The organism is Streptomyces sp. Xyl84, from assembly GCF_059731885.1.
This window is the reverse complement of sequence record NZ_AP029182.1, coordinates 3,192,109-3,216,448: the sequence shown is the minus strand read 5'-3', so window position 1 is coordinate 3,216,448 and position 24,340 is coordinate 3,192,109. Positions and strand designations below refer to the sequence as shown.

21 protein-coding genes and 1 pseudogene are annotated in these 24,340 nt (G+C 72.7%); 12 read left to right on the top strand and 10 right to left on the bottom strand.

The features are described 5' to 3' along the window. Nucleotides 1–113: 113 nt before the first annotated feature. Nucleotides 114–1,040, bottom strand: a complete 927-nt coding sequence (locus AC6I72_RS13875) for an HAD family hydrolase (RefSeq protein ID WP_498001062.1) — start codon at nucleotides 1,038–1,040, stop codon at nucleotides 114–116. Nucleotides 1,041–1,323: 283 nt separating this feature from the next. Here AC6I72_RS13875 and AC6I72_RS13870 point away from each other — a divergent pair, with 283 nt between their 5' ends. The 5 genes from AC6I72_RS13870 (at nucleotide 1,324) to AC6I72_RS13850 (ending at nucleotide 7,150) form a co-directional block, all read left to right on the top strand. Then, nucleotides 1,324–1,599 carry a glutaredoxin family protein gene (locus tag AC6I72_RS13870; RefSeq protein WP_498001061.1) on the top strand — a complete coding sequence of 92 codons (276 nt, stop codon included), beginning with the start codon at nucleotides 1,324–1,326 and terminating at the stop codon, nucleotides 1,597–1,599. Between the two features lie 328 nt (nucleotides 1,600–1,927). Continuing rightward, complete coding sequence (locus AC6I72_RS13865; protein ID WP_037862404.1) at nucleotides 1,928–2,692, top strand: redox-sensing transcriptional repressor Rex; 765 nt, start codon at nucleotides 1,928–1,930, stop codon at nucleotides 2,690–2,692. Continuing rightward, on the top strand, nucleotides 2,689–4,461 hold the full coding sequence (locus AC6I72_RS13860) for a glutamyl-tRNA reductase (RefSeq protein WP_498001060.1): 1,773 nt from the start codon (nucleotides 2,689–2,691) through the stop codon (nucleotides 4,459–4,461). Before AC6I72_RS13865 ends, AC6I72_RS13860 begins: the two co-directional genes overlap by 4 nt. Further along, the gene (hemC, locus tag AC6I72_RS13855) at nucleotides 4,458–5,444 is read left to right on the top strand and encodes a hydroxymethylbilane synthase (protein ID WP_498001059.1); all 987 of its coding nucleotides are present in this window, start codon (nucleotides 4,458–4,460) and stop codon (nucleotides 5,442–5,444) included. The genes AC6I72_RS13860 and hemC overlap by 4 nt, the downstream gene beginning before the upstream one ends. Then, nucleotides 5,441–7,150, top strand: a complete 1,710-nt coding sequence (locus AC6I72_RS13850) for a bifunctional uroporphyrinogen-III C-methyltransferase/uroporphyrinogen-III synthase (protein ID WP_498001058.1) — start codon at nucleotides 5,441–5,443, stop codon at nucleotides 7,148–7,150. Before hemC ends, AC6I72_RS13850 begins: the two co-directional genes overlap by 4 nt. A 90-nt stretch (nucleotides 7,151–7,240) precedes the next feature. On the opposite strand, the gene AC6I72_RS13845 is transcribed toward AC6I72_RS13850, so the two are convergent. Both AC6I72_RS13845 and AC6I72_RS13840 read right to left on the bottom strand, forming a co-directional pair. Next, nucleotides 7,241–7,471 (bottom strand): DUF397 domain-containing protein, encoded by a 231-nt coding sequence (locus AC6I72_RS13845; RefSeq protein WP_498001056.1) that lies wholly within the window; start codon nucleotides 7,469–7,471, stop codon nucleotides 7,241–7,243. Beyond that, complete coding sequence (locus AC6I72_RS13840; protein ID WP_498001054.1) at nucleotides 7,468–8,301, bottom strand: helix-turn-helix domain-containing protein; 834 nt, start codon at nucleotides 8,299–8,301, stop codon at nucleotides 7,468–7,470. The genes AC6I72_RS13845 and AC6I72_RS13840 overlap by 4 nt, the downstream gene beginning before the upstream one ends. Nucleotides 8,302–8,460: 159 nt before the next feature. Between AC6I72_RS13840 and AC6I72_RS13835 the strand changes: the two genes are divergently transcribed. Continuing rightward, complete coding sequence (locus AC6I72_RS13835; RefSeq protein WP_498001053.1) at nucleotides 8,461–8,925, top strand: ATP-binding protein; 465 nt, start codon at nucleotides 8,461–8,463, stop codon at nucleotides 8,923–8,925. A 242-nt stretch (nucleotides 8,926–9,167) separates the two neighbouring features. Continuing rightward, nucleotides 9,168–10,280, top strand: a complete 1,113-nt coding sequence (locus AC6I72_RS13830) for a helix-turn-helix domain-containing protein (protein WP_498001052.1) — start codon at nucleotides 9,168–9,170, stop codon at nucleotides 10,278–10,280. An 18-nt stretch (nucleotides 10,281–10,298) separates the two neighbouring features. Here AC6I72_RS13830 and AC6I72_RS13825 read toward each other — a convergent pair whose 3' ends face one another. Beyond that, the gene (locus tag AC6I72_RS13825; protein WP_498001051.1) at nucleotides 10,299–10,688 is read right to left on the bottom strand and encodes a VOC family protein; all 390 of its coding nucleotides are present in this window, start codon (nucleotides 10,686–10,688) and stop codon (nucleotides 10,299–10,301) included. 70 nt (nucleotides 10,689–10,758) lie between these two features. Between AC6I72_RS13825 and AC6I72_RS13820 the strand changes: the two are divergent. Further along, nucleotides 10,759–11,709 (top strand): annotated as a pseudogene (locus tag AC6I72_RS13820) (helix-turn-helix transcriptional regulator); the annotation flags it as partial. A 358-nt stretch (nucleotides 11,710–12,067) separates the two neighbouring features. After that, nucleotides 12,068–13,060: a porphobilinogen synthase gene (gene hemB / locus AC6I72_RS13815; RefSeq protein WP_037862419.1), complete on the top strand. Its 993-nt coding sequence runs from the start codon at nucleotides 12,068–12,070 to the stop codon at nucleotides 13,058–13,060. Here the strand turns inward: hemB and AC6I72_RS13810 are convergent. Beyond that, nucleotides 13,024–13,245 carry a hypothetical protein gene (locus AC6I72_RS13810; protein ID WP_498001050.1) on the bottom strand — a complete coding sequence of 74 codons (222 nt, stop codon included), beginning with the start codon at nucleotides 13,243–13,245 and terminating at the stop codon, nucleotides 13,024–13,026. The two genes, hemB and AC6I72_RS13810, sit on opposite strands and share 37 nt — an antisense overlap. Nucleotides 13,246–13,487: 242 nt before the next feature. Beyond that, complete coding sequence (locus AC6I72_RS13805) at nucleotides 13,488–14,237, bottom strand: DUF4232 domain-containing protein (RefSeq protein ID WP_498001049.1); 750 nt, start codon at nucleotides 14,235–14,237, stop codon at nucleotides 13,488–13,490. Between the two features lie 227 nt (nucleotides 14,238–14,464). On the opposite strand from AC6I72_RS13805, the gene AC6I72_RS13800 reads away from it, so the two are divergent. Continuing rightward, the gene (locus AC6I72_RS13800) at nucleotides 14,465–15,829 is read left to right on the top strand and encodes an XRE family transcriptional regulator (RefSeq protein ID WP_498001048.1); all 1,365 of its coding nucleotides are present in this window, start codon (nucleotides 14,465–14,467) and stop codon (nucleotides 15,827–15,829) included. A 93-nt stretch (nucleotides 15,830–15,922) separates the two neighbouring features. Beyond that, entirely contained in the window at nucleotides 15,923–16,825 is a 903-nt protein-coding gene (locus AC6I72_RS13795; RefSeq protein WP_498001047.1) for an SAM-dependent methyltransferase, read from the top strand. A 174-nt stretch (nucleotides 16,826–16,999) separates the two neighbouring features. Here the strand turns inward: AC6I72_RS13795 and argS are convergent, their stop codons facing one another. Next, nucleotides 17,000–18,763, bottom strand: a complete 1,764-nt coding sequence (gene argS / locus AC6I72_RS13790; RefSeq protein ID WP_498001046.1) for an arginine--tRNA ligase — start codon at nucleotides 18,761–18,763, stop codon at nucleotides 17,000–17,002. Between the two features lie 218 nt (nucleotides 18,764–18,981). Between argS and lysS the strand changes: the two genes are divergently transcribed. Continuing rightward, entirely contained in the window at nucleotides 18,982–20,727 is a 1,746-nt protein-coding gene (gene lysS, locus AC6I72_RS13785; RefSeq protein WP_498001045.1) for a lysine--tRNA ligase, read from the top strand. A 71-nt stretch (nucleotides 20,728–20,798) separates the two neighbouring features. Here the strand turns inward: lysS and AC6I72_RS13780 are convergent, their stop codons facing one another. The 3 genes from AC6I72_RS13780 to AC6I72_RS13770 all read right to left on the bottom strand — a co-directional run bounded on the left by AC6I72_RS13780 (nucleotide 20,799) and on the right by AC6I72_RS13770 (nucleotide 24,199). Further along, entirely contained in the window at nucleotides 20,799–22,124 is a 1,326-nt protein-coding gene (locus AC6I72_RS13780; protein ID WP_498001044.1) for a DUF2637 domain-containing protein, read from the bottom strand. Nucleotides 22,125–22,215: 91 nt separating this feature from the next. Beyond that, nucleotides 22,216–23,154 carry a DUF3558 family protein gene (locus AC6I72_RS13775; protein WP_498001043.1) on the bottom strand — a complete coding sequence of 313 codons (939 nt, stop codon included), beginning with the start codon at nucleotides 23,152–23,154 and terminating at the stop codon, nucleotides 22,216–22,218. A gap of 166 nt (nucleotides 23,155–23,320) precedes the next feature. Further along, nucleotides 23,321–24,199, bottom strand: coding sequence for a DUF3558 domain-containing protein (locus tag AC6I72_RS13770; protein ID WP_498001042.1), 879 nt, complete (start codon nucleotides 24,197–24,199; stop codon nucleotides 23,321–23,323). Nucleotides 24,200–24,340 lie beyond the last annotated feature (141 nt).

Genomic DNA, 24,340 nt, shown 5'->3' with positions numbered 1-24,340 from the left:
CGGGGGGCACGGCGGGGCGCGCCGGGGCCGCTTCGGGGCTGAGCCGCGGCCGGCGGGGCGCGCGCGGGGGCCGCTTCGGGGCCGGTCGGGGCCCGCGGGTTGCGCGCCGGAGGTCAGCGGCGGCGCCGGTGCAGGGCGATCGCCGCGGCGGTGCCGCCCGCGACCGCGCCGACGCCCGCCGCCGCGGGGATGCCGACCTTCGCCGCCTTGCGGCCGGTGCGATAGTCGCGCAGGCGCCAGTCCTTCTCCCGGGCGTGTCGGCGGAGCTTGGCGTCGGGGTTGATGGCGTAGGGGTGGCCGACCAGCGACAGCATGGGGATGTCGTTGTGCGAGTCGCTGTAGGCGGCGCAGCGGGAGAGGTCCAGGCCCTCCGCCGCCGCCAGTGCGCGGACCGCCTCGGCCTTCGCGGGGCCGTGCAGCGGTTCGCCGACCAGGCGGCCGGTGTAGACGCCGGCGACCGACTCGGCCACCGTGCCGAGCGCGCCGGTCAGGCCCAGCCGGCGGGCGATGACCTGGGCGATCTCCACGGGGGCCGCGGTGACCAGCCACACTTTCTGGCCGGCGTCGAGGTGGGCCTGGGCCAGGGCCCGGGTGCCCGGCCAGATGCGCTCGGCCATGTACTCGTCGTAGATCTCCTCGCCGATGGACTGCAGCTCGGAGACGCGGTGGCCCTTGACGATGGACAGTGCCGAGTCGCGGGCCTCCTGCATGTGTTCGGGGTCCTCGACGCCGGCCAGCCGGAACCAGGCCTGCTGCCAGGCGAACCGGGCGAGGTCGCGGGTCTCGAAGAACTTCCGTTTGTACAGGCCGCGGCCGAAGTGGAACAGCGCGGCGCCCTGCATCACGGTGTTGTCCAGGTCGAAGAAGGCGGCGGCGCGGTCGTCGCCGTGCACGGGGAACTCCGGTTCCGCCGGGGCGGGCGCCGGGGCCTCCGTCTCCTGGGTGGACTTGCGCGCTGCCTCCGCCGAGGCCTCGCCTGCCAACACGCTCCGCGCGGTGGCGGAGCGCCTACGGGGGGTGAGCCATCCGAGAGCGGCCATGGCGTGAGCATAGCCAGTCTGTTCGGGGGTTCCTCAGCCGCGAGGTTCGGACGCCGTGAACTCTGCGCGACCGCGTCGTGAAGGGGACCGCCGAGGAGCGGTGGCGGGACGGCCCGGAGGAAGGCGCGGGGATGGCCGGAGCAGCGGCGGCGGGATCGCCGCGGGAGCCGGGGTGGGGGGCCGCCGGAGGGCGCGGCCGGGGTGGCCTCGGAGCCGGGGGGGCCGGACGGCGGGGCGGGGCGGTCCTGGAAGCGGGGGCGCCGCCGGGGCGACAATGTCCGGCATGAGTCCGCTCTTCCGCCGCAGGCCCCCCGCTCCCCAGGACCGGCTGGTGACCCTCGTCCGCAAGCCCGGCTGTCATCTGTGCGACGACGCGCAGGCAGTCGTCGAGAAGGTGTGCGCGGATCTCGGTGTCCGCTGGGAGCAGAAGGACATCACCGAGGACCCGCAACTGCACGACCAGTACTGGGAGCAGATCCCCGTCGTGCTGATCGACGGGGAGCAGCACACCTTCTGGCGGGTGAACGAGGAGCGGCTGCGCCGCGCGCTGGCCGGCTGAGCCGCGTGCCGGCGGGCCCGAGGGGCCGGCCGTGAACTGACCGGCGGGTACAAAGTGGCCGAAAGTCGCTTAGGATCGACGGCGACTTGGTCTCGGGGGCGATGATCGTGAAGGAGCGTGTGCGGTTTTGCCCCCAACGAGTAAGGAACGCGGACGCGGGTGCGTCGGTTCCGCATGTTCACGCCGGGGGCGCGTGACCCCGGTCACGTTGGCCGGGCAAATCGGACACCATCTTTGTGCACGCGTTCACAAAGACATAGCCTGCTGTCGACGGGGCGGTCCGGGAACGTATGACCGCCCACAGCCCCGCTCTACCCGCAGGAGCACCGTGGCAACTGGCCGAACTCACCGACCGGCGACCCGTAGCCGAGGGATTCCCGAGGCCACCGTCGCCCGGCTTCCGCTGTACCTCCGAGCCCTGACCGCACTGTCGGAGCGCTCGGTCCCGACGGTTTCCTCCGAGGAACTGGCGGCGGCAGCGGGAGTCAACTCCGCCAAGCTGCGCAAGGACTTCTCCTACCTCGGCTCCTACGGGACCCGTGGTGTCGGCTACGACGTCGAGTATCTCGTCTACCAGATCTCCCGTGAACTGGGGCTCACCCAGGACTGGCCGGTTGTGATCGTCGGTATCGGAAACCTCGGCGCCGCGCTCGCCAACTACGGCGGGTTCGCCTCCCGCGGCTTCCGCGTCGCCGCGCTCATCGACGCCGACCCCGCGATGGCCGGGAAGCCGGTCGCCGGGATCCCGGTCCAGCACACCGACGAGCTGGAGGCGATCATCCGGGACAACGGCGTCTCGATCGGCGTCATCGCGACGCCCGCGGGCGCCGCACAGCAGGTCTGCGACCGGCTCGTCGCCGCGGGCGTCAGCTCCATCCTGAACTTCGCGCCGACCGTGCTGAACGTTCCCGAGGGCGTCGACGTGCGCAAGGTCGACCTCTCCATCGAACTGCAGATCCTGGCCTTCCACGAGCAGCGCAAGGCCGGCGAGGAGGCCGCCGCCGAGGGCGCGGTGCCCGCCGCCGCTGCCGCCCGGAAGCACTCCGCCGACCAGGGACCCGACGGGGACGTCCCCGCCGTGATGCCGGCATGAGCCTTCTCGTCGTCGGACTCAGTCACCGCAGCGCCCCCGTCAGCGTCCTGGAGCGCGCCTCCCTGAACGCGGACGACCGGGTCAAGCTGCTCCAGGACACCGTCGCCGCGGAGCCCGCCACCGAGGCCGCCGTCCTGGCCACCTGCAACCGCATCGAGCTGTACGCGGACGTGGACAAGTTCCACGCCGGTGTCGCCGAGCTGTCCACGCTGCTCGCCCAGCACAGCGGGGTCGGCCTGGAGGAACTCACTCCCCATCTTTATGTGCACTACGAGGACCGTGCCGTCCACCACCTGTTCTCGGTGGCCTGCGGCCTGGACTCGATGGTCGTCGGCGAGGGCCAGATCCTCGGCCAGATAAAGGACTCGCTCGCCCGCGCGCAGGAACTGCACACCGCGGGACGCCTGCTGAACGACCTGTTCCAGCAGGCGCTGAGGGTCGGCAAGCGGGCGCACTCCGAGACCGGCATCGACCGCGCGGGGCAGTCCCTGGTCACCTTCGGCCTGGAGCAGCTGTCCGCGGGCACGGCCGTCACCGACTGGGCGCGCGGCAAGAAGGCCCTGGTCATCGGCGCCGGTTCGATGTCGTCGCTGGCCGCCGCCACGCTGGCGCGCGCCGGTGTCGGCGAGATCGTCATCGCCAACCGCACCCAGGAGCGCGCCGAGCGCCTCGCGCGGATCCTCACCGAGGGCGACGACACGCACGTGCCGGCCCGCGCGGTACCGATGGACGCGGTACCGGTCGAGCTGACACGTGCAGACATCGCCGTCTCGTGCACCGGCGCGACGGGACTCGTCCTGACGGCCGAGGCGGTCGCCGCCGCTGTCGAGGGCCGTACGGCCGCGCCCGTCGCCCGGCCGGACGGCGGCCGCACGGCCCCGCAGTCCGCGGGGAGCCGCACGGCAGCCGCGGCGGAGCCGGGCCCGCGCGGGACGCCGGCCGCCGCCACTGGTGCCGAGGAGGGCTGCCCGCTCGACCTGGCCACCGTGGAGCAACTGGCCGGTGTGGAGCCGGGCTTCTCCCTGCTCGGCGAGTCCGCGGTCGCCGGTATCGACGCGGCCACCCTGGAGCAGCACGGGGCCTGGGTCGACGGCGGCACCTCCCTGCTGGAGCGGGGCCGCGCGCGGGACGCGCAGGCGGAGGCCGGCGCGGACGCCGAGCTGATCACCGCGCTCGCGGCGACCGCCGCCACCGTCGGCCGCGTCCCCGAACTGCGCAAGCCCGAGCCGGTCGCCGTGCTCCCGCGTCCCGAACCGGCCCTCTTCGTCCTCGACCTGGCCATGCCCCGCGACGTGGACGCGGCCGTGCACCGGCTGGCCGGGGCGCGCCTGGTGGACATCGAGTCGCTCGCCGAGGCCTCGGCCGACGCGCCGATGGCGGCCGACGTCGACCAGGTCCGCCGTATCGTCTCCGACGAGGTCGCGGCCTTCGGGGCGGCCCAGCGGGCGGCGCACATCACGCCGACCGTCGTCGCCCTGCGCACCATGGCCGCCGACGTGGTGGCCAGCGAGATCGCCCGCCTCGAAGGGCGGCTGCCCGGCCTCGACGTCAAGCACCGCGCGGAGATCACCCAGACCGTGCGGCGCGTCGTGGACAAGCTGCTGCACGCCCCGACCGTGCGGGTCAAGCAGCTCGCGGCCGAACCCGGCGGCGCCGGGTACGCCGACGCGCTGCGCACCCTGTTCGACCTCGACCCGGAGACGGTGGCCTCCGTCTCCCGGGCCGACGAAGACTCCGAGAAGAACGGCAAGAACCGAGGGCCGGCATGAGTAACAAGGCACTGAGACTCGGGACCAGGCGAAGCAAGCTCGCCATGGCCCAGTCCGGGCAGGTGGCGGACGCCGTGAGCCGGGTGACCGGACGGCCCGTCGAGCTGGTCGAGATCACCACGTACGGCGACGTCTCCCGCGAGCACCTGGCGCAGATCGGCGGCACGGGCGTGTTCGTCGCCGCGCTGCGCGAGGCGCTGCTGCGGGGCGAGGTGGACTTCGCGGTTCATTCGCTCAAGGACCTGCCCACCACGCAGCCCGAGGACCTGGTCCTGGCCGCGATACCCGAGCGTGAGGACCCGCGCGACGTGGTCGTCGCCCGGGACGCGCTGAAGATCACCGACCTCGCCGCGTCGTCCCCGAGGGGGGTGGCACGCATCGGCACCGGCGCCCCGCGCCGCATGGCCCAGCTGAACGCGTACGCCCGCGCCCACGGACTGGACATCGAGACGGTCCCGATCCGGGGCAACGTCGACACCCGCATCGGCTTCGTCCGCAGCGGTGAGCTGGACGCGGTGGTCCTGGCCGCGGCCGGACTGAACCGGATCGGCCGCAGCGACGAGGTGACCGACTTCCTGTCGGTCGACACGGTTCTGCCCGCCCCCGGCCAGGGGGCCCTGGCGATCGAGTGCAGGGCGGGGACCACCGCCCAGGACACTGAGCTGATCGCCGCGCTCGCCCGGCTCGACGACCCGCTCACGCGGGCCGCCGTGACGGCCGAGCGGTCACTGCTCGCCGCCCTGGAGGCCGGTTGCAGCGCCCCTGTGGGTGCTTTGGCCGACCTCCTGGCCGACGGGCAGACTGTCAAGGAAATGCGCCTGCGGGCCGTCGTCGGCACGACCGACGGCACCACGCTGGTGCAGCTGTCCACCACCGGTCCCGTGCCCCGCACGCACGACGATGCGATGGCGTTCGGTCGCGAACTCGCCACCGAGATGCTCGCCCAGGGCGCGGCCGGTCTGATGGGGGAGCGAGCACATTGAGCCCCACCACCCTTCCCGCCGGTCCTGAACACGGGCACGTCACCTTCCTCGGTGCCGGACCCGGAGATCCGGGACTGCTCACACTGCGCGCCGTGGAGGCGCTGGCGAACGCGGACGTCCTCGTCGCCGAGCACGAGGTGCTCGACGTCGTCCGCACGCACGCCCGGCAGGGCGTGACCGTCGTGGACACGGACTCCGACCCCTCGTCGGACGCCGTTCCGGGCACGGGCGCACCTCAGCTCACGGTGGTTGACAGCACGTCAGCCACCGTCGGGGCCCCCGCGGTGCGGGATGCCGCACATCTTGTCATGGAGGCCGCGCGGGGCGGCAGGCGGGTCGTCCGTGCGGTGACCGGTGACCCGGGACTCGACACGGACGCCGCCGCCGAGATGCTCGCGTGCGCCGACGCCGGGGTCCCCTTCGAGGTCGTCCCCGGCATCGCGAGCGCCGTCGGTGTGCCCGCGTACGCCGGTGTGCCGCTGCGCGACGCCGAGGGCACCGACGTGCGGTTCGTCGACGCCCGTACGGCGTCCGACCGCTGCTGGACGGAGGTCGGCGCCTCCGACGGCACGGTCGTCGTGTCGACGACCCTGGACTCGGTGGCCGCCACGGCCGGTGAACTCGTCACGGCCGGCCGCAAGCCGGACACCCCGATGACGGTGACCATCGCCGGTACGACCACCCGCCAGCGGACCTGGACCGCCACCCTCGGCACGGTCGCGCAGACCCTCAAGCAGGCCAAGGTCCTGCCGTCCCCGGACGGCGGCCGGCCGGTGATAGCCGTGGTCGGTGAGCGCAGCGCCGCCGCGGCGCGGCGCGACCAGCTGTCGTGGTTCGAGTCCAAGCCGCTGTTCGGCTGGAAGGTCCTCGTGCCGCGCACCAAGGAGCAGGCCGTGTCGCTCTCCGACCGGCTGCGCTCCTACGGTGCCGTCCCGCACGAGGTCCCCACCATCGCCGTGGAGCCGCCGCGCACCCCGCAGCAGATGGAGCGCGCGGTCAAGGGCCTGGTCACCGGACGCTACGAGTGGATCGCCTTCACCTCCGTCAACGCGGTCAAGGCGGTCCGCGAGAAGTTCGAGGAGTACGGTCTCGACGCCCGTGCCTTCGCCGGCATCAAGGTCGCGGCGGTCGGCGAGCAGACCGCCAAGGCGCTGATCGCCTTCGGCGTGAAGCCCGACCTGGTCCCGAGCGGCGAGCAGTCGGCCGCCGGCCTGCTGGAGGACTGGCCGCCCTACGACCCGGTCTTCGACCCGATCGACCGTGTCTTCCTGCCGCGCGCCGACATCGCCACGGAGACGCTGGTCGCCGGGCTGATCGAGCTGGGCTGGGAGGTCGACGACGTCACGGCCTACCGCACGGTCCGCGCCTCGCCGCCGCCGGCGGAGACCCGTGAGGCGATCAAGGGCGGCGGTTTCGACGCGGTGCTCTTCACCTCGTCCTCCACGGTGCGCAACCTCGTGGGCATCGCGGGCAAGCCGCACAACGTCACGGTGATCGCCTGCATCGGCCCGGCGACGGCCAAGACGGCGGAGGAGCACGGCCTGCGGGTCGACGTGATGGCCCCCGAGCCGTCCGTCCTCAAGCTGGCCGAGGCCCTGGCCGACTTCGGCCTGCGCCGCAGGGCCGCCGCCCTGGAGTCCGGCGACCCGGTCACCCGGCCGAGCGAGCGGCGGCCGGGGGCGCGGAGGCGTCGGTCTTCGACGTAGCGGCGCCGCGGGTGAGCGGAACGGCGGGGCGTGCCTTCGGGCACGCCCCGCCGTACGTGCGCGGTGCCTCGCGGACTCCGTCAGTGCCGGTCAGTGCCGGGAGGCGTACGGCAGGAACGCCGCCCAGGTGGTGGGGGTGAGGGCGAGGCGGGGGCCGGTGGGGTTCTTGGAGTCGCGGACGAGGATGTGATCGGGGACGGCTGCTACTTCGATGCAGTCGGGGCCGCTGGACGTGCTGTAGCTGCTCTTCAACCAGGTCACTTCGACGCAGGATGGGCCGTCGTCGGTGCTGTAGCTGCTCTTTATCCACTCCAGCTTCATGTCTCTCCAAGCACTTTCTCGATGAGGGCCATCGACTCCCGCGGGCTGAGAGCCTGTGCCCGGATGATTCCATACTGGATGTCGAGGAGTTGCACCTCTTTTGGCTCGGCGATCACACGGCTGACGTGCACCACCTCGATGTGGCCGACCGTGGTGCCGTCCTTGAGTCTGAGCAACCTGAACGGGCCGTCGAGCCCCGAGTTCTCCTCGCGGCCCAGGGGCAGCACCTGAAGATCGACATTGGGGAACTCGGCGATCTGCAACAGCCGTTCCAGTTGGCCACGCATCACCATCTTGCCCCCGATGGGCCGACGGAGCGTCGACTCGCACTGGACGAAGCTGAAGAGAGGCCGAGCCGTCGTGCCGTCGACGATTCCTTGGCGGGCCACGCGGGCTGCGAGCCGCTCCTCCAACTCGTCGGCGGTGAAGGGCGGTCGGCGGGCGCTGAACACCGCCCGCGCGTACTCCGGCGTCTGCAGCAACCCGTGGATGACCGAGTTGTTGTAGGCGCCCAGCTCGACCGCCTCCGCCTCCAGCCTCTTCAAGTCGCGCACCTTCTTCGGATACCTGACCTCCGCCAGGTCCCGCGTCATCGCCGCGATCCGGCCGCCCGCGTTCAGTACCCGGTCCGCCGCCTCCAGGTACTCCGGTCGAGGAATCCGCCGGCCCCGTTCTACGGAGGAGACCAGTTCCTCCCCGTATCCGATGGCTGCGCCGAACTCGGCCTGGGTGAGGCCGGCGGACTCGCGCCACAGCTTCAGCTGTCGTGCGATCGTCCGCACTACGGCCCTTGCTTCCTCGTCCTCCAGATTCACATCCCCGTCGCTCACGTATCCGCCCTCCCGTCGCAGCCCTTCCCGGTCCAACCCCGGCCGCCGTACGCCGTCACCCCGGGCACCCCGGACGGAACCGGACACCTCCCGGACAGCCACCGGCCGCACGGGGTATCTACCTTCACAGGTTACGCAGGCGTGAACACGCTGAGTGACGTGAATCAGCAAACCGTCGCAGCGCACACGTCGTTGCACCACTTCTCCGTACCGCTCTCCGCCACGCGCCGTGGTGCCCGTCTCGCGCGGCTGCTCGCTGCCGAGCGGCTGGACGCGTGGGGAGTCCCGTTGGACCCGGCGCGGCTCGTGGTCGCCGAACTCTCGGCGAACGCCGCACTGCACGGCAAGGTCCCCGGGCGGAGCTTCCGGCTCGGGCTTTCCCTCGTCGCACCCCGGGTGCTGCGTGTGGAGGTGACCGACGCCCGGGGTGACCGGCTCCCGGTCCCCGAGCGTGCTACCGCAGTCGTGGAACCCGCCGAGTCCGGTTACGGGCTGCTGCTCGTCGAGGAGTTGGCCGACCGGTGGGGCGTACGGGAAGGGCCCTCGCCGTGCAAGACGGTGTGGGCGGAGTTCGATCTCGCCGGTTCTCCGGGCCGCCTTCCACCGGCGCCGGGAAACGTGTGATCCGGTGGGGCGGCCGCCGGGGCTTCGGGACGTAAAAAGACCAAAGAACCCAGGGAAATAACCAACCAACCAAACCAAACCCGGCGTAGGTCACCCGGCCGGGTGAAATCGGTCGGTGTGGGTGGCGCGGCGGCTGGTCAGGCGGGCAGTCTCGGCTCAGACAACCCACACATACGTCGGCCCCCGCCGGGACTGCCATCCCAGTGCGAGGGCCTGACCAAAGAGGAAGCCGAACCTTCCCCATGGCTGAGAAGAAGCCTAGTGCCGCCCCGCGCCCGATTCACGGTGTTCCGGCAAGTACCACCCCCATCGGTGTCACCCACGTACGCACGTACCAGTCCGGCCAGTACGTCGTCGTCGGCAACCACCTCGCCCAGCACCGCGAGTTGTCGCTGACCGCGATCGGGCTGGCGACGCACATCATGTCGGTGCCCGAGGGCACCCCGGTCGACATCCGCAGCCTCACCGAGCGCTTCCCCGAGGGGCGCGACCGGATCGCCTCCGCGCTGCGCGAGCTGGAGGCCCACGGCTACCTGGAGCGGGTCCGGGAGCACACGGCGGCGGGGCGTCTGGTCACGCGGACGTACGCCCACCACACGCCCGCCGCGGCCCAGCGGGCAGCCGTGCCCCCGCCGGTGCCGCCGCAGGCGGCCGCCCGTCCGGTCGTGCCGCATGCCCGCACGCCGAAGCGGGCGCACGGTACGCATGTGGGGGACACGGACACGTCCCAGGAGAGTGATCAAGCCGTCCGGCAGGCGGAAGCGGTGCCGGACGGCGGGCCGGTACGGGAAGGCGGGGTGGTTGGCGAAGGCGGGGCCGTTCGCGAAGGCGTGGCGGTTCCCGGAGTGCCCCGGCAGCGGTCCGTGCCCGGGCGGCCTCGGCCGTCGACGCCTGTGAGGCCGTTGCCGCCGGACGGGCCGGGAACCCGCGACCGGAGCGATGACGAGCGCTACGACAAGGCCGCCACGCTGCTCGCCGGGCTGCGCCGTGACGATGGCCGGCTCGTCCTCTCCCTCCGCGACGTGAACGCTCTGGTCCCGGGAGTCGTCGACTGGCTGGACAGGGGTGTCCCCCTCGTCGACATCCACCGGGCCCTGGTGAGCGGTCTGCCCGCCGAGATGAACCACCCGGCGGGTGTCCTGGCCTACCGCCTGCGCGAACTGCTGCCGCCGCGGCTTCCCGCGCGCCCGGCGCCACCGCCGGGCTTGACGGCCCGCGCGGAGGCCCCCCGGCGTCCGCATCCCTTGCAGGACTGCGACGGCTGCGAGCGGGTCTTCAGAGCGCCCGCCCCCGGCCGCTGCCGGGACTGCCGGGCGGAGCAGGCCGGGGTGGGCGGCGCCCTGTGCCCCGCGTGAGTCGCGGGGCACAGGGACTCAGACCAGCGTCGTGATGCAGAACGGGTGCCCGGCCGGGTCCAGCAGGACGCGCCAGCGGTCGGGGGAGGGCTGGTCGGCGGGCTTGGTGGCGCCGAGGGTGAGCAGGTGGGCCTCGGCGGTGTCCAGGTCGTCGACGCCGATCTCCAGGTGGGCCTGCTTCCCCTGGGCGGGGTCGGGCCAGGTGGGGCGGCGGTAGTCGGCGACGCGGTTGAAGCCGAGGCCCGGGGTGCCGTCCTTGGCGAGGAAGACGAAGTCGTCGGTGGAGAAGGCGACGGGCAGGCCGAGCATCTCGCCGTAGAAGCGGCCCAGTTCGGCGGGGTCGGCGCAGTCGAAGGTGACGGCGGCGTAGCGGTAGGCGGGTGCGGAGGTGCTGTTCTCGGTGCTCATGGGAGGACCGTAGGACGGGACCAGGACAGTTCCGGTCCTGGATGTGCGGGGTCTGTGGAACACTTCCGGCGTGATCAGTGCGTCCGCCCGGTTGCTGCGACTGGTCTCCGTGCTGGCCGCCCGCCCCTCGTGGACCTGTGCCGAGCTGGCCGAGCGGACCGGGGTCACCGAGCGCACGGTGCGGCGGGACGTCGCCAGGCTCCGGGAGATCGGTTACGTCGTCGACTCCGAGCCGGGGCCGTGGGGCGGCTACCGGCTGCGGGCCGGGTCCCGGGTGCCGCCGCTGATCCTCGACGACGAGGAGGCCCTGGCCGTGGCCGTCGGGCTGCGCGAGGCGGCGCTGAGCGGGGCGCTCGGCGGTGACCAGGCCGCGCTGTCGGCGCTGCTGAAGCTGCGGCAGGTGCTGCCGCGGCGGATCGCCGAGCGGCTGGAGGAGATGGATGCCGCGTTCGTGCACACGCCCCGGGCCAGCGAGCCGCAGATCACCTCCGGGATGCTGCTGGAGCTGGCCGCCGCGTGCCGCCGGGGCGAGCGGGCGCGGCTGGCCTACCGGGACGGGCAGGGGCGGGCCACCGTCCGGGACGTCGACCCCTACCGGCTCGTCCACACCGGGCGCCGCTGGTACTTCGTCGCCCGGGACGTGGCACGGGACCAGTGGCGCACCTTCCGCGCCGACCGGGTCGAGCACGTCCAGCCGACCGGGCAGCCGGTGGCGCCCGCCGACCCGCCCGACCCGGCGCGGCTCGTCTCCCGTTCCACCGCGAACGGCCCCTACCCGCTGACCGCGACGGTCCGGCTCCCGCTGTCCGGGGAAGAGGCGCTGCGGCTGATCCCGGCGACGGTCGGCACGCACCGCCCGGACGGCCCCGGTGCCACGGTCGTGGACGTCGGGGGCCCCGACGCCGACGGGCTCGCCCGGTACCTGCTCGGGCTGGCCGTACCGCTGCGGGTGCTGGCCCCGGCGGCCGTGCGCGAGGCCCTGGTACGGCGCACCCGCGAACTCCTCGCCGCCAACGCCGACGGGGACGAGCACCCGTCCGGCGCACACCCGGCCGACGAGGACGCGTACTTGGCCGGCGCGCAGCGCGCTGACGGGGACGCGTACTCGACCGGTGCACACCGCGCTGAGGGGGACGAGCACCCGCCCGGTGCAGACCGCCCCCGCGAGGACGAGCACCCGCCCGGCGCGCACCGGGCCGACCAGGACGAGCACCCGGCCGGCGCACACCGCGCCCACGGGGACGATCCGCCCGCGCAGCGCCCCGACGCCGCCTGCCTCGGCGGTCCGCGGCGGGCGGGGGAGCGGGGCCGGGGCGGTGGGCAGGCGGTCGACACCGCGTCGGCAAAAGGGCGTCCGGGGCGGGCGTAGCGTAGAGGACATGACGAAGTACGGATCCTTCCCTGGTACGCGTCCTCGTCGGCTGCGCACCACCCCCGCCATGCGGCGCATGGTCGCCGAGACCCGGCTGCACCCGGCGGACCTGATCCTGCCCGCCTTCGTGCGCGAGGGCGTCGGCGAGCCCGTGCCCATCGCGGCCATGCCCGGTGTCGTGCAGCACACGCGGGACAGCCTGAAGAAGGCCGCGGCCCAGGCCGTGGAGGCCGGGATCTCCGGGATCATGCTCTTCGGGGTGCCGGAGGAGGCCAAGAAGGACGCTCTCGGCACCGCCGGGACCGACCCGGACGGCATCCTCCAGGTCGCCCTGCGGGACGTACGGGCCGAGGTCGGCGACGACCTGCTCGTCATGTCCGACCTGTGCCTGGACGAGTTCACCGATCACGGCCACTGCGGGGTCCTCGACGCCGAGGGCCGGGTCGACAACGACGCCACGCTGGAGCGGTACGCCGAGATGGCGCAGGTCCAGGCCGACGCGGGCGCCCACGTCGTGGGTCCCAGCGGGATGATGGACGGCCAGATCGGTGTGGTGCGTGACGCGCTGGACCAGATCGGCCGCGAGGACGTGGCGATCCTCGCCTACACCGTGAAGTACTCCTCCGCCTTCTACGGGCCCTTCCGCGAGGCCGTCGGTTCCTCGCTCCAGGGCGACCGCAAGACCTACCAGCAGGACCCCGCCAACCTGCGGGAGTCGCTGCGCGAGCTGGCCCTCGACCTGGAGGAGGGCGCCGACATGGTGATGGTCAAGCCGGCCGGCCCCTACCTCGACATCCTCGCCCGGGTCGCCGACGCCGTGGACGTGCCGGTCGCCGCGTACCAGATCTCCGGCGAGTACTCGATGATCGAGGCCGCCGCCGAGAAGGGCTGGGTGGACCGGGACCGGGCCATCCTGGAGAGCCTGACCGGCATCAAGCGGGCCGGGGCGCGCAACATCCTCACCTACTGGGCGGTCGAGGTCGCGCAGAAGCTGCGCTGAGCGCCTGGCTGGTCGGCGGCCGTCGCGCACGGCCGCCCCAGCGACGCCGAGTCCGTGGACGGCCCCTCGTCGCGTACGCCCTCACCGTCGTTGCAGCCCGTCAGGGCCGCGGAGGCGGTGAGCACGAGCACCGTCGCGGCGAGCAGCCGGACGCGGAGACGGGCACGGGTGGTGCGTGCGGACATGGGAGATCCCCCTGGAAGCGGGCACGAGCGGTTCTTGCGGTGTCGGACAGCGGCGGCGGCGCGGCGCGGTACGGCGGCGGGCGCGGGTGGTCGGGTCCAGCGTGGTCCCGCGAGGCGCTCTCGCGCCACCTCCGGCCGCCGATGCGGGACGCCGGACCGTCACGGCACCCTGTGACCTGCGGGAACGGCGTCCCTGTGGGATGCGGTACGGGACGCGGCACCGGACGTCCGCCTCCGCTGCGTCAGAAGTCCACGGCCGGTGCCATGGTGCTCTCCCAGTACGACACCGTCAGCTTGTCGTCGACGAAGACGCCCTGGGCGGGCAGCCGCACCGTGGCGATGGAGCCGTCGTCGAACGGGATCGTCAGGGTGTGCACGGTGTGGCCGTGGTCGCCGTCGCCCGACAGCAGCACGCCCGCGTATCCGGACTGCCCCGGCTCCAGCGTGGTCAGCGCCTGCGGCTTGGTGTCCTCGGCCGTCGGCGGCACCGACTGCGCCTCGCCGAACCGGGTGGCCGGGTACATCGGCAGCATGCAGGTCCTCGAACCGGTGTTGGTCGCGGTCAGCAGCAGGTGGTTGAGAGGACGGGAGACCTCGGCGGCCTTCAGACGCAGGCTCTTGGCACCGCACTTGGCGAGCTCGCCCGAGGACGCGTCGGAGGAGCCGGAGGCCTGCGAGCCCTTGCCGGAACCGCCGCCCTTGGAGGTGCCGCCGACGGAGCCGCCCTTCCCGGCGGCGGAGCCCGACCCCGAGCCGGAGCCCGAAGCCGTCCCGGCGCCCGTGCCGGCGGGCGACTGCGGGTCGGCGGAGGCGGCGCCCGACGGCTGCTCGGTCTGTACGGACCCCGCGGGGGCGGCGGAGGGGGCGGCGCCCGCGCCGTTGTCGTCGCCGCCGGCCTGGCAGGCGGTCAGGGACAGCGCGGCGGCGGCGAGGGCCGCGGCGGTGAACAGGCGGGTGCGGCGGGGACGGCGGGTGCGGGGGGACACGGACATGGGAACTCCTTGGTACGCGGTGGTGGAGGACGGCGCTCGGCCGTTGGCCGGGGAGGCGGCCGGCGGGAGCGCCGCGTTCGGCTGATCCACAGCTTGTGGGAGGATCCGTCCCGGGTGCCACAGATGCGGGTGCACCCGGGACGGTGGAACGCAGAAACGGGACCTGACCTGCGGAAACAGCAGCCGTCTGGGATGCCGTCCGGGGATGTGAAGGAGAGGAAGAGAAGGTGGCGGGGGACGATTTCGCCGGGTTGCTGCGGGAGCTGAAGGAGCGGTCCGGGCTCAGTTACGGGGCGCTCGGCAAGCGTCTGCACATGAGCGCCTCGACCGTGCACCGGTACGTCAGCGGTGACGTCGTACCGACCGACTACGCCCCGGTCGAACGGCTCGCCCGCCTCTGCCGGGCGACCCCCGACGAACTCCTCGAACTGCACCGCCGCTGGGTGCGCGCGGACGCGTTGCGCGGGACGAAGGGGGCGGGCGCCGCCGGGGAGACGACGGCGGAGCCGGCCGCCGGGGATCCGGCGGAGGAGAGCGCGGCCGCCCCCGCTCCCGGCGCCGAGCCGACCCCGGGCACCGAGCCCGCCCCCGCCCGTTCCTCCGGCCCCGCCCCGGCCCCTGAACCCGCTCGCGCGCCCGGCCCCGCCCCGGCCCCTGAACCCGCTCGCGCGCCCGGCCCCGCCCCCCGCAGGCGCCGTCCCACCGCCCTGCTCGCCGGCGCCGGGATCGTGGTGGTCGCCGCGGTCACCGCACTCGTGGTGAACCTGGTCCCGGGCGGTCGCTCCCACCCCTCCGGCGCCGCCGGTGACGCCGCCGCGACGGTCTCGTCCACGGCTGCCACCGCCCCGCACACCACGCCCCCGGCCGGCGGCGCGAGCGCGAGTACGTCCCCCTCGCCCTCACGGCCGGCCTCCTCCTCGCCGTCCCCCTCGGTGCCCGCGCACCGCACCGCCGTCCCGAGCGCCCGCGTGTCCCTGGGGAACGGCCGGTCGGGCGCGGTGCCGGTCACGGTCGCCACCACCCCCTACTACTGGGACGTGCCCTGCGAGCAGAGCTTCCTGGTGAACCGCAGCCCGAAGAACGTGCCGCCGCCGGCCGGACTGCAGGACGTGGTCGGCTGGGCCACGCCGCTCGGCGCGGTGGCCGCCGACCACCAGACGGTCGTGCTCACCGTGCAGGGCACCGGCGCCGAGACGGTCGTGCTCCAGGCGCTGCACGTGCGCGTGGTGCGCAGTGACGCACCGCTGACCTGGAACTCGTACGCGATGGGCAACGGCTGCGGCGGCGGGGTGGACACCAAGTCCTTCGACGTCTCCCTCGACCTCGGCAACCCGCTGGCGCAGCCCATCGGCGGGCAGCGGAACTTCCCGTACAAGGTCAGCGAGTCCGACCCCGAGGTCTTCTACGTCAACGGGCACACCACCGGACACGACGTCAGCTGGTACCTGGAGCTGGACTGGTCCAGCGGCGACCGGCACGGCACCGTGCGCGTGGACGACCACGGCAAGCCCTTCCGTACCAGCGGCGCCCCGGGCGACCACTACGTCAATCCGCTGGGCGGCCACGGCTGGGAACGGGAACTGGGAACCTGAGACCGGGCGGCACGACTTGGCCGTCCAGGGCGCGCCCAAGTGGCTTGTACGGCTAGGTTGTCGGCGATCGGACGACCTTGCAGGAGACGCGCCATGCCCGGTGATGCCCTCAGCCACGACTCCGCCGAGCTGCGGAGACGGATCGACTCGACGAAGCCGCACCCGGCCCGCGTCTACGACGTCTTCCTGGGCGGCAAGGACCACTACCCGGTCGACCGTGAGGCGGCGGCGCAGGCCATCGCCCAGCACCCCCGGGGCTTCCTCACCGCCCGGTACAACCGGGACTTCCTGCGCCGGGCGGTCACCACGCTCGTGCGTGACGAGGGCGTCCGCCAGTTCCTGGACGTCGGCACCGGTTTGCCGACCGCCGAGAACGTCCACCAGATCGCCCAGCGCCTCGCCCCCGAGACCCGGGTGGTGTACGTCGACAACGACCCGATCGTGCTGACCCACGCGCGCGCCCTGCTCACCTCCGGGCCCCAGGGCCGCACCGACTACGTCGACGCCGACCTGCGCGACCCGGCGCGGATCCTCCGCGAGGCCGCCCGCACCCTCGACCTCGGCCGGCCGGTGGCGCTGGTCCTGCTCGCGGTGCTGCACTTCATCGAGGACGAGGAGGCCTACGGCCTGGTCCGTGAGCTGCTGGACGCGCTGGTGCCGGGCAGTTGGCTCGTCCTGAGCCACCTGGCCGAGGACCTCAACCCGGAGGGCACCGCCAAGGTCGTGGGCTCCTTCAGGAAGAGCGGGCTGACCTTCGTGCTGCGCACGCGCGCAGGGGTGGAACGGTTCTTCGCCGGCAACGGACTGACCCCCGCCGAACCGGGCGTCGTCCCCGTCCACCACTGGCGCCCGGACGGCGCGGCCCCCGTGCTCCGCCCGCCGAACCCCGAGTACCTGGAGTCCCTGGAGCTGATCGACCGGATCAAGTACGAGGACATCAACGACCCCTCGGCGGGCGACCCCAGCGTCTACGCGGCCATCGCCCGCAAGCCTTGACCGCTCACTCCGGCGAGGTCGTGAAGGCTTCCCTGGTGGCCGGTGGGACAGGAAGGGCGGACGCGGGCTGCTGCTCGCGTCCGCCCTCGGTGACAAGCGGGGTGCGGGGGAGTGGGACCCGGGCCAGGTGGTGGGGGCCGAGTCCGCTCGGTGGCCGTCGCCGGTCAGGCCGGATCAGAGCCGTTCGGGCGTCCGGATGCCCAGCAGCGCCATGCCCTGGTGCAGCGTGCGGGCCGTGACGTCGCACAGGAACAGGCGGTTCTCCACCTGTGCGGGCGTCTCGGCCTTCAGCACCGGGCACTTGTCGTAGAACGTCGTGTAGAGGGACGCGAGCTGGTAGAGGTAGGCCGTCAGCTTGTGCGGGGCGTACTCTGCGGCTGCCTCCGCGACCGTCTCCGCGAACTGGTCGGCGTGCAGCCCGAGGGCCCGCTCGGCCGGGGACAGTTCCAGCTCCGGGTGCGCCGCCGGGCGGACCTCGCCCGCCTTGCGCAGGATCGACTGGATACGGGCGTACGCGTACTGGAGGTAGACGGACGTGTCGCCGTTGAGCGAGACCATCTGGTCCAGGTCGAACTTGTAGTCCCGGCTCGCCGATGTCGACAGGTCCGCGTACTTCACCGCGCCGATGCCCACCTGGGCGCCGCGCTCGGCGATCTCCTCCTCGGAGAGGTCCAGCGACTTCTCGCGCACCACCGCCGAGGCGCGGTCGATCGCCTCGTCGAGCAGGTCGACCAGGCGGACCGTCTCGCCCTCACGCGTCTTGAACGGCTTGCCGTCCTTGCCGAGGACCGTGCCGAAGGCGAGCTGCTGCGCCTTCACGTCCTCGCTCAGCCAGCCCGCCCTGCGCGCGGTCTCGAAGACCATCTTGAAGTGCAGGGACTGGCGGGCGTCCACCACGTAGAGGAGGGTGTCGGCCTTCAGGTTGAAGACGCGGTCGCGGATCGCGGAGAGGTCGGTGGCCGCGTAGCCGTAGCCGCCGTCGGACTTCTGGACGATCAGCGGGACCAGATTGCCGTCCGGGCCCTTGATGTCGTCGAAGAAGACGCACAGCGCGCCCTCCGAGCGGACGGCGACGCCGGACTCCTCCAGCAGGCGGCAGGTCTCGGCCAGCATGTCGTTGTAACCGGACTCGCCGACGATGTCCGCGTCCCGGATCTCCATGTCCAGCTTCTCGAAGACGGAGAAGAAGTAGATCTTCGACTCGTCGACGAACTTCTGCCACATCGCGAGGGTGTGCGGCTCGCCCGCCTGGAGGTCGACGACCCGGCGCCGGGCGCGGGTCTTGAACTCCTCGTCGGCGTCGAACTTCTTGCGCGCGGCCTTGTAGAGGCGGTCCAGGTTGGACATCGCCTCCTCGCCGCTGACCTCGCCGGCCTTGTGGTCCAGCTCGTGCGGGTGCTCGTCCAGGTACTGGATGAGCATGCCGAACTGGGTGCCCCAGTCGCCGATGTGGTGGCGGCGCACCACGTTCTCCCCGGTGAACTCCAGGAGCTGCACCACCGAGTCGCCGATCACCGCGGAGCGCAGGTGGCCGACGTGCATCTCCTTGGCCACGTTGGGCTGGGCGTAGTCGATGACCGTGGTGCCCGGGTGGTCGGCCTGCGGCACACCGAGGCGGCCGGCCGGGTCGGTGGCGCGCGCGGCCAGGTTCTCCGTGATCGCCCTGTCGGTGACGGTGATGTTGAGGAAGCCGGGTCCGGAGACCTCGATGTCCTTGATCACGTCACCGGCGGTCACCCGCTCCACGACCTGCGCCGCCAGCTCGCGCGGGTTGGCCTTCGCCTTCTTGGCCAGCGCCAGGATGCCGTTGGCCTGGAAGTCCGCCCGGTCGCTTCGTCGCAGCAGCGGGTCCGCGTCGGCGGTCTCCGGCAGGGCGGCGGAGAGGGCGTTCGCGAGGCGCTGGTGGACGGAGGCGGTGAGGGACGTGACCGAGGCCATAGGAATGGGTGCCGTTCTCCTCGTGGGGATGGATAGTCACGGCCAGTATCCCACGGGGGGCAAAGCGAATTTTCCTGCCGCCCGGCCAACCCCGGCGTCCGCAGACCCGTCCAACGCGGTGATAAGGCGTTTTCGTGGATGCCGACCGTCCTGGGACAATGGAGCGGTCAGCCGTGCGACCGCATTGGCAGCTCACGGAGAACTTCAGGAAAGAGGACGTGCCGATCGTGGCTCAGAGCACCGAGACCACCGACTGGGTCTCCCGTTTCGCGGATGAGGTCATCGAGGAGTCGGAGCGTCGGGCCCCCGGCAAACCCGTTGTCGTCGCGTCCGGGCTCTCCCCCTCCGGTCCCATCCACCTGGGCAACCTGCGCGAGGTCATGACCCCGCACCTGGTCGCCGACGAGATCCGCCGCCGCGGCCACCAGGTGCGGCACCTGATCTCCTGGGACGACTACGACCGGTACCGCAAGGTCCCGGCCGGCGTCCCCGGTGTCGACGAGTCGTGGGCCGAGCACATCGGCAAGCCGCTGACCTCGGTCCCCGCCCCCGCGGGCTCGCGGCACCCGAACTGGGCCGAGCACTTCAAGGCCGCGATGACCGCCTCGCTGGCCGAGCTGGGCGTGGAGTTCGACGGCATCAGCCAGACCGCGCAGTACACCTCCGGGGTCTACCGCGAGCAGATCCTGCACGCGATGAAGCACCGCGGCGACATCGACGCGATCCTCGCCCAGTACCGCACCAAGCCGAAGGCCGGTGCCAAGAAGCAGCAGCAGAAGCCGGTCGACGAGGCCGAGCTGGAGGCCGCCGAGGGCTCGGGCGCCGCCGCCGAGGACGACGGCAGCTCCGGCTCCGCCGGGTACTTCCCGTACAAGCCGTACTGCGGCAACTGCGAGAAGGACCTCACCACCGTCACCGCCTACGACGACGACTCCACCGAGCTGACCTACACCTGCACGGCGTGCGCCTTCTCGGAGACCGTCCGGCTCAGCGAGTTCAACCGCGGCAAGCTGGTCTGGAAGGTCGACTGGCCGATGCGCTGGGCGTACGAGGGCGTGATCTTCGAGCCGTCCGGCGTCGACCACTCCTCGCCCGGCTCGTCCTTCCAGGTCGGCGGGCAGATCGTCGGCATCTTCGACGGCAAGCAGCCCATCGGCCCGATGTACGCCTTCGTCGGCATCTCCGGCATGGCGAAGATGTCCTCGTCCAAGGGCGGGGTCCCCACGCCCGGCGACGCGCTCCAGATCATGGAGCCGCAGCTCCTGCGCTGGCTGTACGCCCGCCGCCGCCCCAACCAGTCCTTCAAGATCGCCTTCGACCAGGAGATCCAGCGGCTGTACGACGAGTGGGACAAGCTCGCCGCGAAGGTGGCCGACGGCTCCGCGCTGCCCGGTGACGTCGCCGCGTACACGCGCGCGGTGGGCACCGCCGCCGGTGAACTGCCGAAGACCGCCCGCCCGCTGCCGTACCGCACGCTCGCCTCCGTCGCCGACATCACCGCCGGCCACCAGGACCAGGCGCTGCGGATCCTGTCCGAGCTGGACCCGGCGAACCCGCTGGGCTCGCTGGACGAGGCCCGTCCCCGGTACGACAAGGCCGAGGCGTGGATCAACACCCACGTCCCCGCCGAGGCGCGCACCATCGTCCGCGACGAGCCCGACACCGACCTGCTCAAGTCCCTCGACGAGGCCTCCCGGCAGTCGCTGCGCCTGCTGCTCGACGGCCTCGCCGAGCACTGGTCGCTGGACGGGCTCACCCACCTCGTCTACGGGGTGCCCAAGGTCCAGGCCGGGTTCTCCGCCGACGCCACGCCCAAGGAGCTGCCGCCGGAGATCAAGACCGCCCAGCGGACGTTCTTCGCGCTCCTCTACCACCTGCTCGTCGGCCGCGACACCGGCCCGCGCCTGCCCACGCTGCTGCTCGCGGTCGGCCAGGAACGGGTCCGGACGCTGCTCGGCGCGTAGGCCCGAAGGACGCCGCAGGAAGGGGGCCCTCCAGACGGAGGGCCCCCTTCCCGTTGCCCGCGGTCACACCACTAGGCGATGTGCTCTTCCATCAGCTCTTCGTTGAGACGGGCCGTGAACAGGTCCATGTACTTGCCCAGCTCACGGGAGTTCAGCCGTACCCCGTACGCCGCCTCGACGTTCGCGGCGAAGGTGCCGGGCGTCGGCATGCCCTCGCCCTCTATCGAGTACCGGAACACCTGGTACAGGCCCTCCTCGTCCGGCGCCTGCGCGGGAGTGCCGCCGCCGTCGCCCAGCTCACGGGTGCGGCCCGGGCCCGCGGGGACGGGGAAGCCGCCGGTGTCCTCGGAAGAGGGCTGCGGGGCGGACTGCCGCGGCGCGTGCTGCTCGGGGTGCTGCGGCGCGTGCTGCGCCGGGTGCTCGGGCTGGTCCGGCTGCTGCTCCTCGTACCACTCCTCGTACGGCGGCTCCGGGCCGTAGGACGGCTCCGGCTCGTACGTCGGGTCGTACCCGCCGTGGTAGTCGATCTGCCGCTGCGACTGGAACCACGGGCTCTCCTCCGGGTCCGGCACGTACGCCTGCTGCTCCGGCTCCGGGCCGCGCTCGGCCACCAGCGCGCGCGGCCTGCCGGCGCCCGGCACCGCCGCCCGCTGCGCGTCGGCGGCCACCACCGGCTGCGGCGCGGGCGCCGGCGGGAGCAGCACCGGCTCGATCCCGGCCGCCGCCAGCCCCGCGGGGGCCGTCTCCGCCAGCGGCACGCCGTACCGGGCCAGGCGCAGCGGCATCAGCGACTCCACCGGCGCCTTCCTGCGCCACGCCCGGCCGAACCGGGAGCGCAGCCGCGCCTGGTAGACCAGCCGCTCCTGCTCCAGCTTGATCACCTGCTCGTAGGAGCGCAGCTCCCACAGCTTCATCCGCCGCCACAGCAGGAACGTCGGCAGCGGCGACAGCAGCCAGCGGGTGAGGCGGACACCCTCCATGTGCTTGTCGGCGGTGATGTCCGCGATCCGGCCGACCGCGTGCCGCGCCGCCTCCACGGCGACCACGAACAGCACCGGGATCACCGCGTGCATGCCCACACCCAGCGGGTCCGGCCAGGCGGCGGCGCCGTTGAACGCGATCGTCGCCGCCGTCAGCAGCCACGCCGTCTGGCGCAGCAGCGGGAAGGGGATCCGGATCCAGGTCAGCAGCAGGTCCAGCGCGAGCAGCACGCAGATGCCCGCGTCGATGCCGATCGGGAACACATAACTGAAGTCCCCGAAGCCCTTCTTGATGGCCAGCTCGCGCACGGCCGCGTACGAACCGGCGAAGCCGATACCGGCGATGATCACGGCGCCGGTCACGACCACGCCGATGAGAACCCGGTGCATCCGAGTCAGCTGCAGTGGCGCGGCCACTCGTACTCCCCTCCCCTTACGTCCTGTTGCGCGCAACAGAGTGGCACATCTGTCCGGGGAACGGTTGTCCGGATCCGATGACCCGCCGCGCTCAGCGGTCGTCCGACGCCTTGGACGCGGACTGCGAGGCCGACGGCGAAGCGGACTTGGACGCCGATCCGGAGGGCGACGTGGACGGCGTGCCCGACGCCGGCTTCTCCGACGAGCCCTCACCCGGACCCGACGAGTCCGGCGAACCCGTACCGGTGCCGCCGTTGGCCTTGGTCACCGACGCCACCACCTCCTTGGCGGCCTTCACCGCGTCCTTCGACAGGTCGTCCGCGTCCGGCGCCTTGTCACCGGCCAGCCCCGCGCCGTTGTAGTCCAGCGTGACCACCACGTTCTCCACCCGGGCCACGACCGTCTGCTGCTTGAAGGTGCCTTCCTTCTTCTTCAGGTCGTAGCGCACCGCCGTCGCCTCGTCGCCCGTCCCGGACACCGGCTGCGACTTGGTGTTCTTGGCGTCCGCCACGGCCTGCGCGTCCCCCACCTGCTTGCGGTAGAACACCTGCGCCTGCTCCTCGCCCGTGCCGCGCGCCGTGTCGGACTCGAAGCGCAGCAGGGACACGTTCAGCCAGCGGTACTGAGAGCCCTTCACCCCGTTGTTGTCCAGGCCGTTCCACGAGCAGCTGGCCCGCGTGCCCACATCGCTCGACGCGCCCGCCTTCGCGGACTTCGCGCCCCGGGGGACCAGGTCGTCCAGTGTCTTGCGCGCCAGCACCTTGCACGCTTCCGGCAGCTTCGCGTACTTCGCCGGCTGCACGGTCGGCGAAGCGCTCGGGCTCGCCGACGTCTTCGCGCCGGCCGCAGGACTCTTCGACGCGTCGTCCGAACCCGAACCCGAGTCCGAGGAGGAGCAGGCCGCCGCCAGCAGCAGCACGGGCACCGCACCCGCGCAGACGAGGGCACGGTGCAGCCGCTTGGCCCGCGGGCCGCGTCCCTCCCGCTGATCACGCCGGTCACGCTGTTCTCGCTGAGCTGCTCGCTGCATGGTTCCTTCACTCATGACGCTCGTGGTTCCCTGCGTTCTGATCGGGTGCGGGTCCGACCGGGTGCGGTCCGACCGGGTCCGGGAGGGCCACCGTACGCAATCGGTCAGCCGCGTGGTCCGCCCTCCCCGGGAGCACGGCACCGCGCCAAGTGCCGCCCCCGGCACGTCAACCGCCCAGCGACCCCGCCAGCTGCGCCGCCAGTTTCCGGGCCTTGTCCTGCATTTCCTTGCTGTCCGGGACCACGCCGACGGCGGTCGGCTGCTCCTCGTACTCGATGGTCACGATCACGTTCGACGTGCGGAACGCCACAGTCACCGTCCGCTGCTTGACCGTCGAACCGGAGCTGCTGAGGGTGTCGTCCACGAACGCCTCGTCGCCGAGGTCGTCGAGCGTGCGGGGCTGCACCTCGGCCGGGTCGGACGCCGGGGCGGAGGCCGAGGAGGAGGAGGCCGTGGAGGACCCGGAGGCCGGGGCGGACGGGGTGCCGCCGGAGTCGCCGCCCGCCGGCGCCCCGGCCGCCGTGCCCGTGCCGGTGCCCGTGCCCGTGCCCGTGCCCGTCGCGGAGCCCGAGCCGGTGGTGGAGGGGGGCGGCGCGGGCAGGTCCGCGGCCGTCTGCTTGGTGGCGAAGACCGCCTCGGCCTGGCTGTCGTCGCTCACGGCGTTGTCGTAGGAGACGACCCGCTCGAAGTCGACGTGGAGGTGGTCGGTGGCGTCGGTGGAGTCCACCTTCCAGCGGCAGCCGACCTTGCGCTCGGTGTCGTAGGTGAGCGTGGCCTCGCCGTCGTAGGCCTTCTCCCGCTGGTCCGGGTCCGTGATCTGCTGGATGCCCGGCAGCAGCGCGTCCAGGGTGCTGTGGCCGACCGCGCGGCAGGCCTCGGGGAGCGTGCGGTACTTGCCCGGCTGGGCCGCCGCGGTCGCCTTGCCCGGCCCGTCGGCGTTGGCGTTGTCGGCCTGGCCGTCGTCGGGCGAGCCGCCGGTGCAGCCGGCCAGCAGCAGCGCCGCGAGCAACGCGGCCGGGCCGGATACGTACGCCTTCCGCAGCACGGTCAGGCTCCTCTCGACGATGTCGGGCCGGGGTGCCCCGCCCGGGTTATTCGCTTGCCGGCCGGGGGCGTCTCCTGGAGACAATGTCTATCGCACGCACTGCCGTGGACGCCGGTCCGATGCCCTGTTTCGTCGACCTTG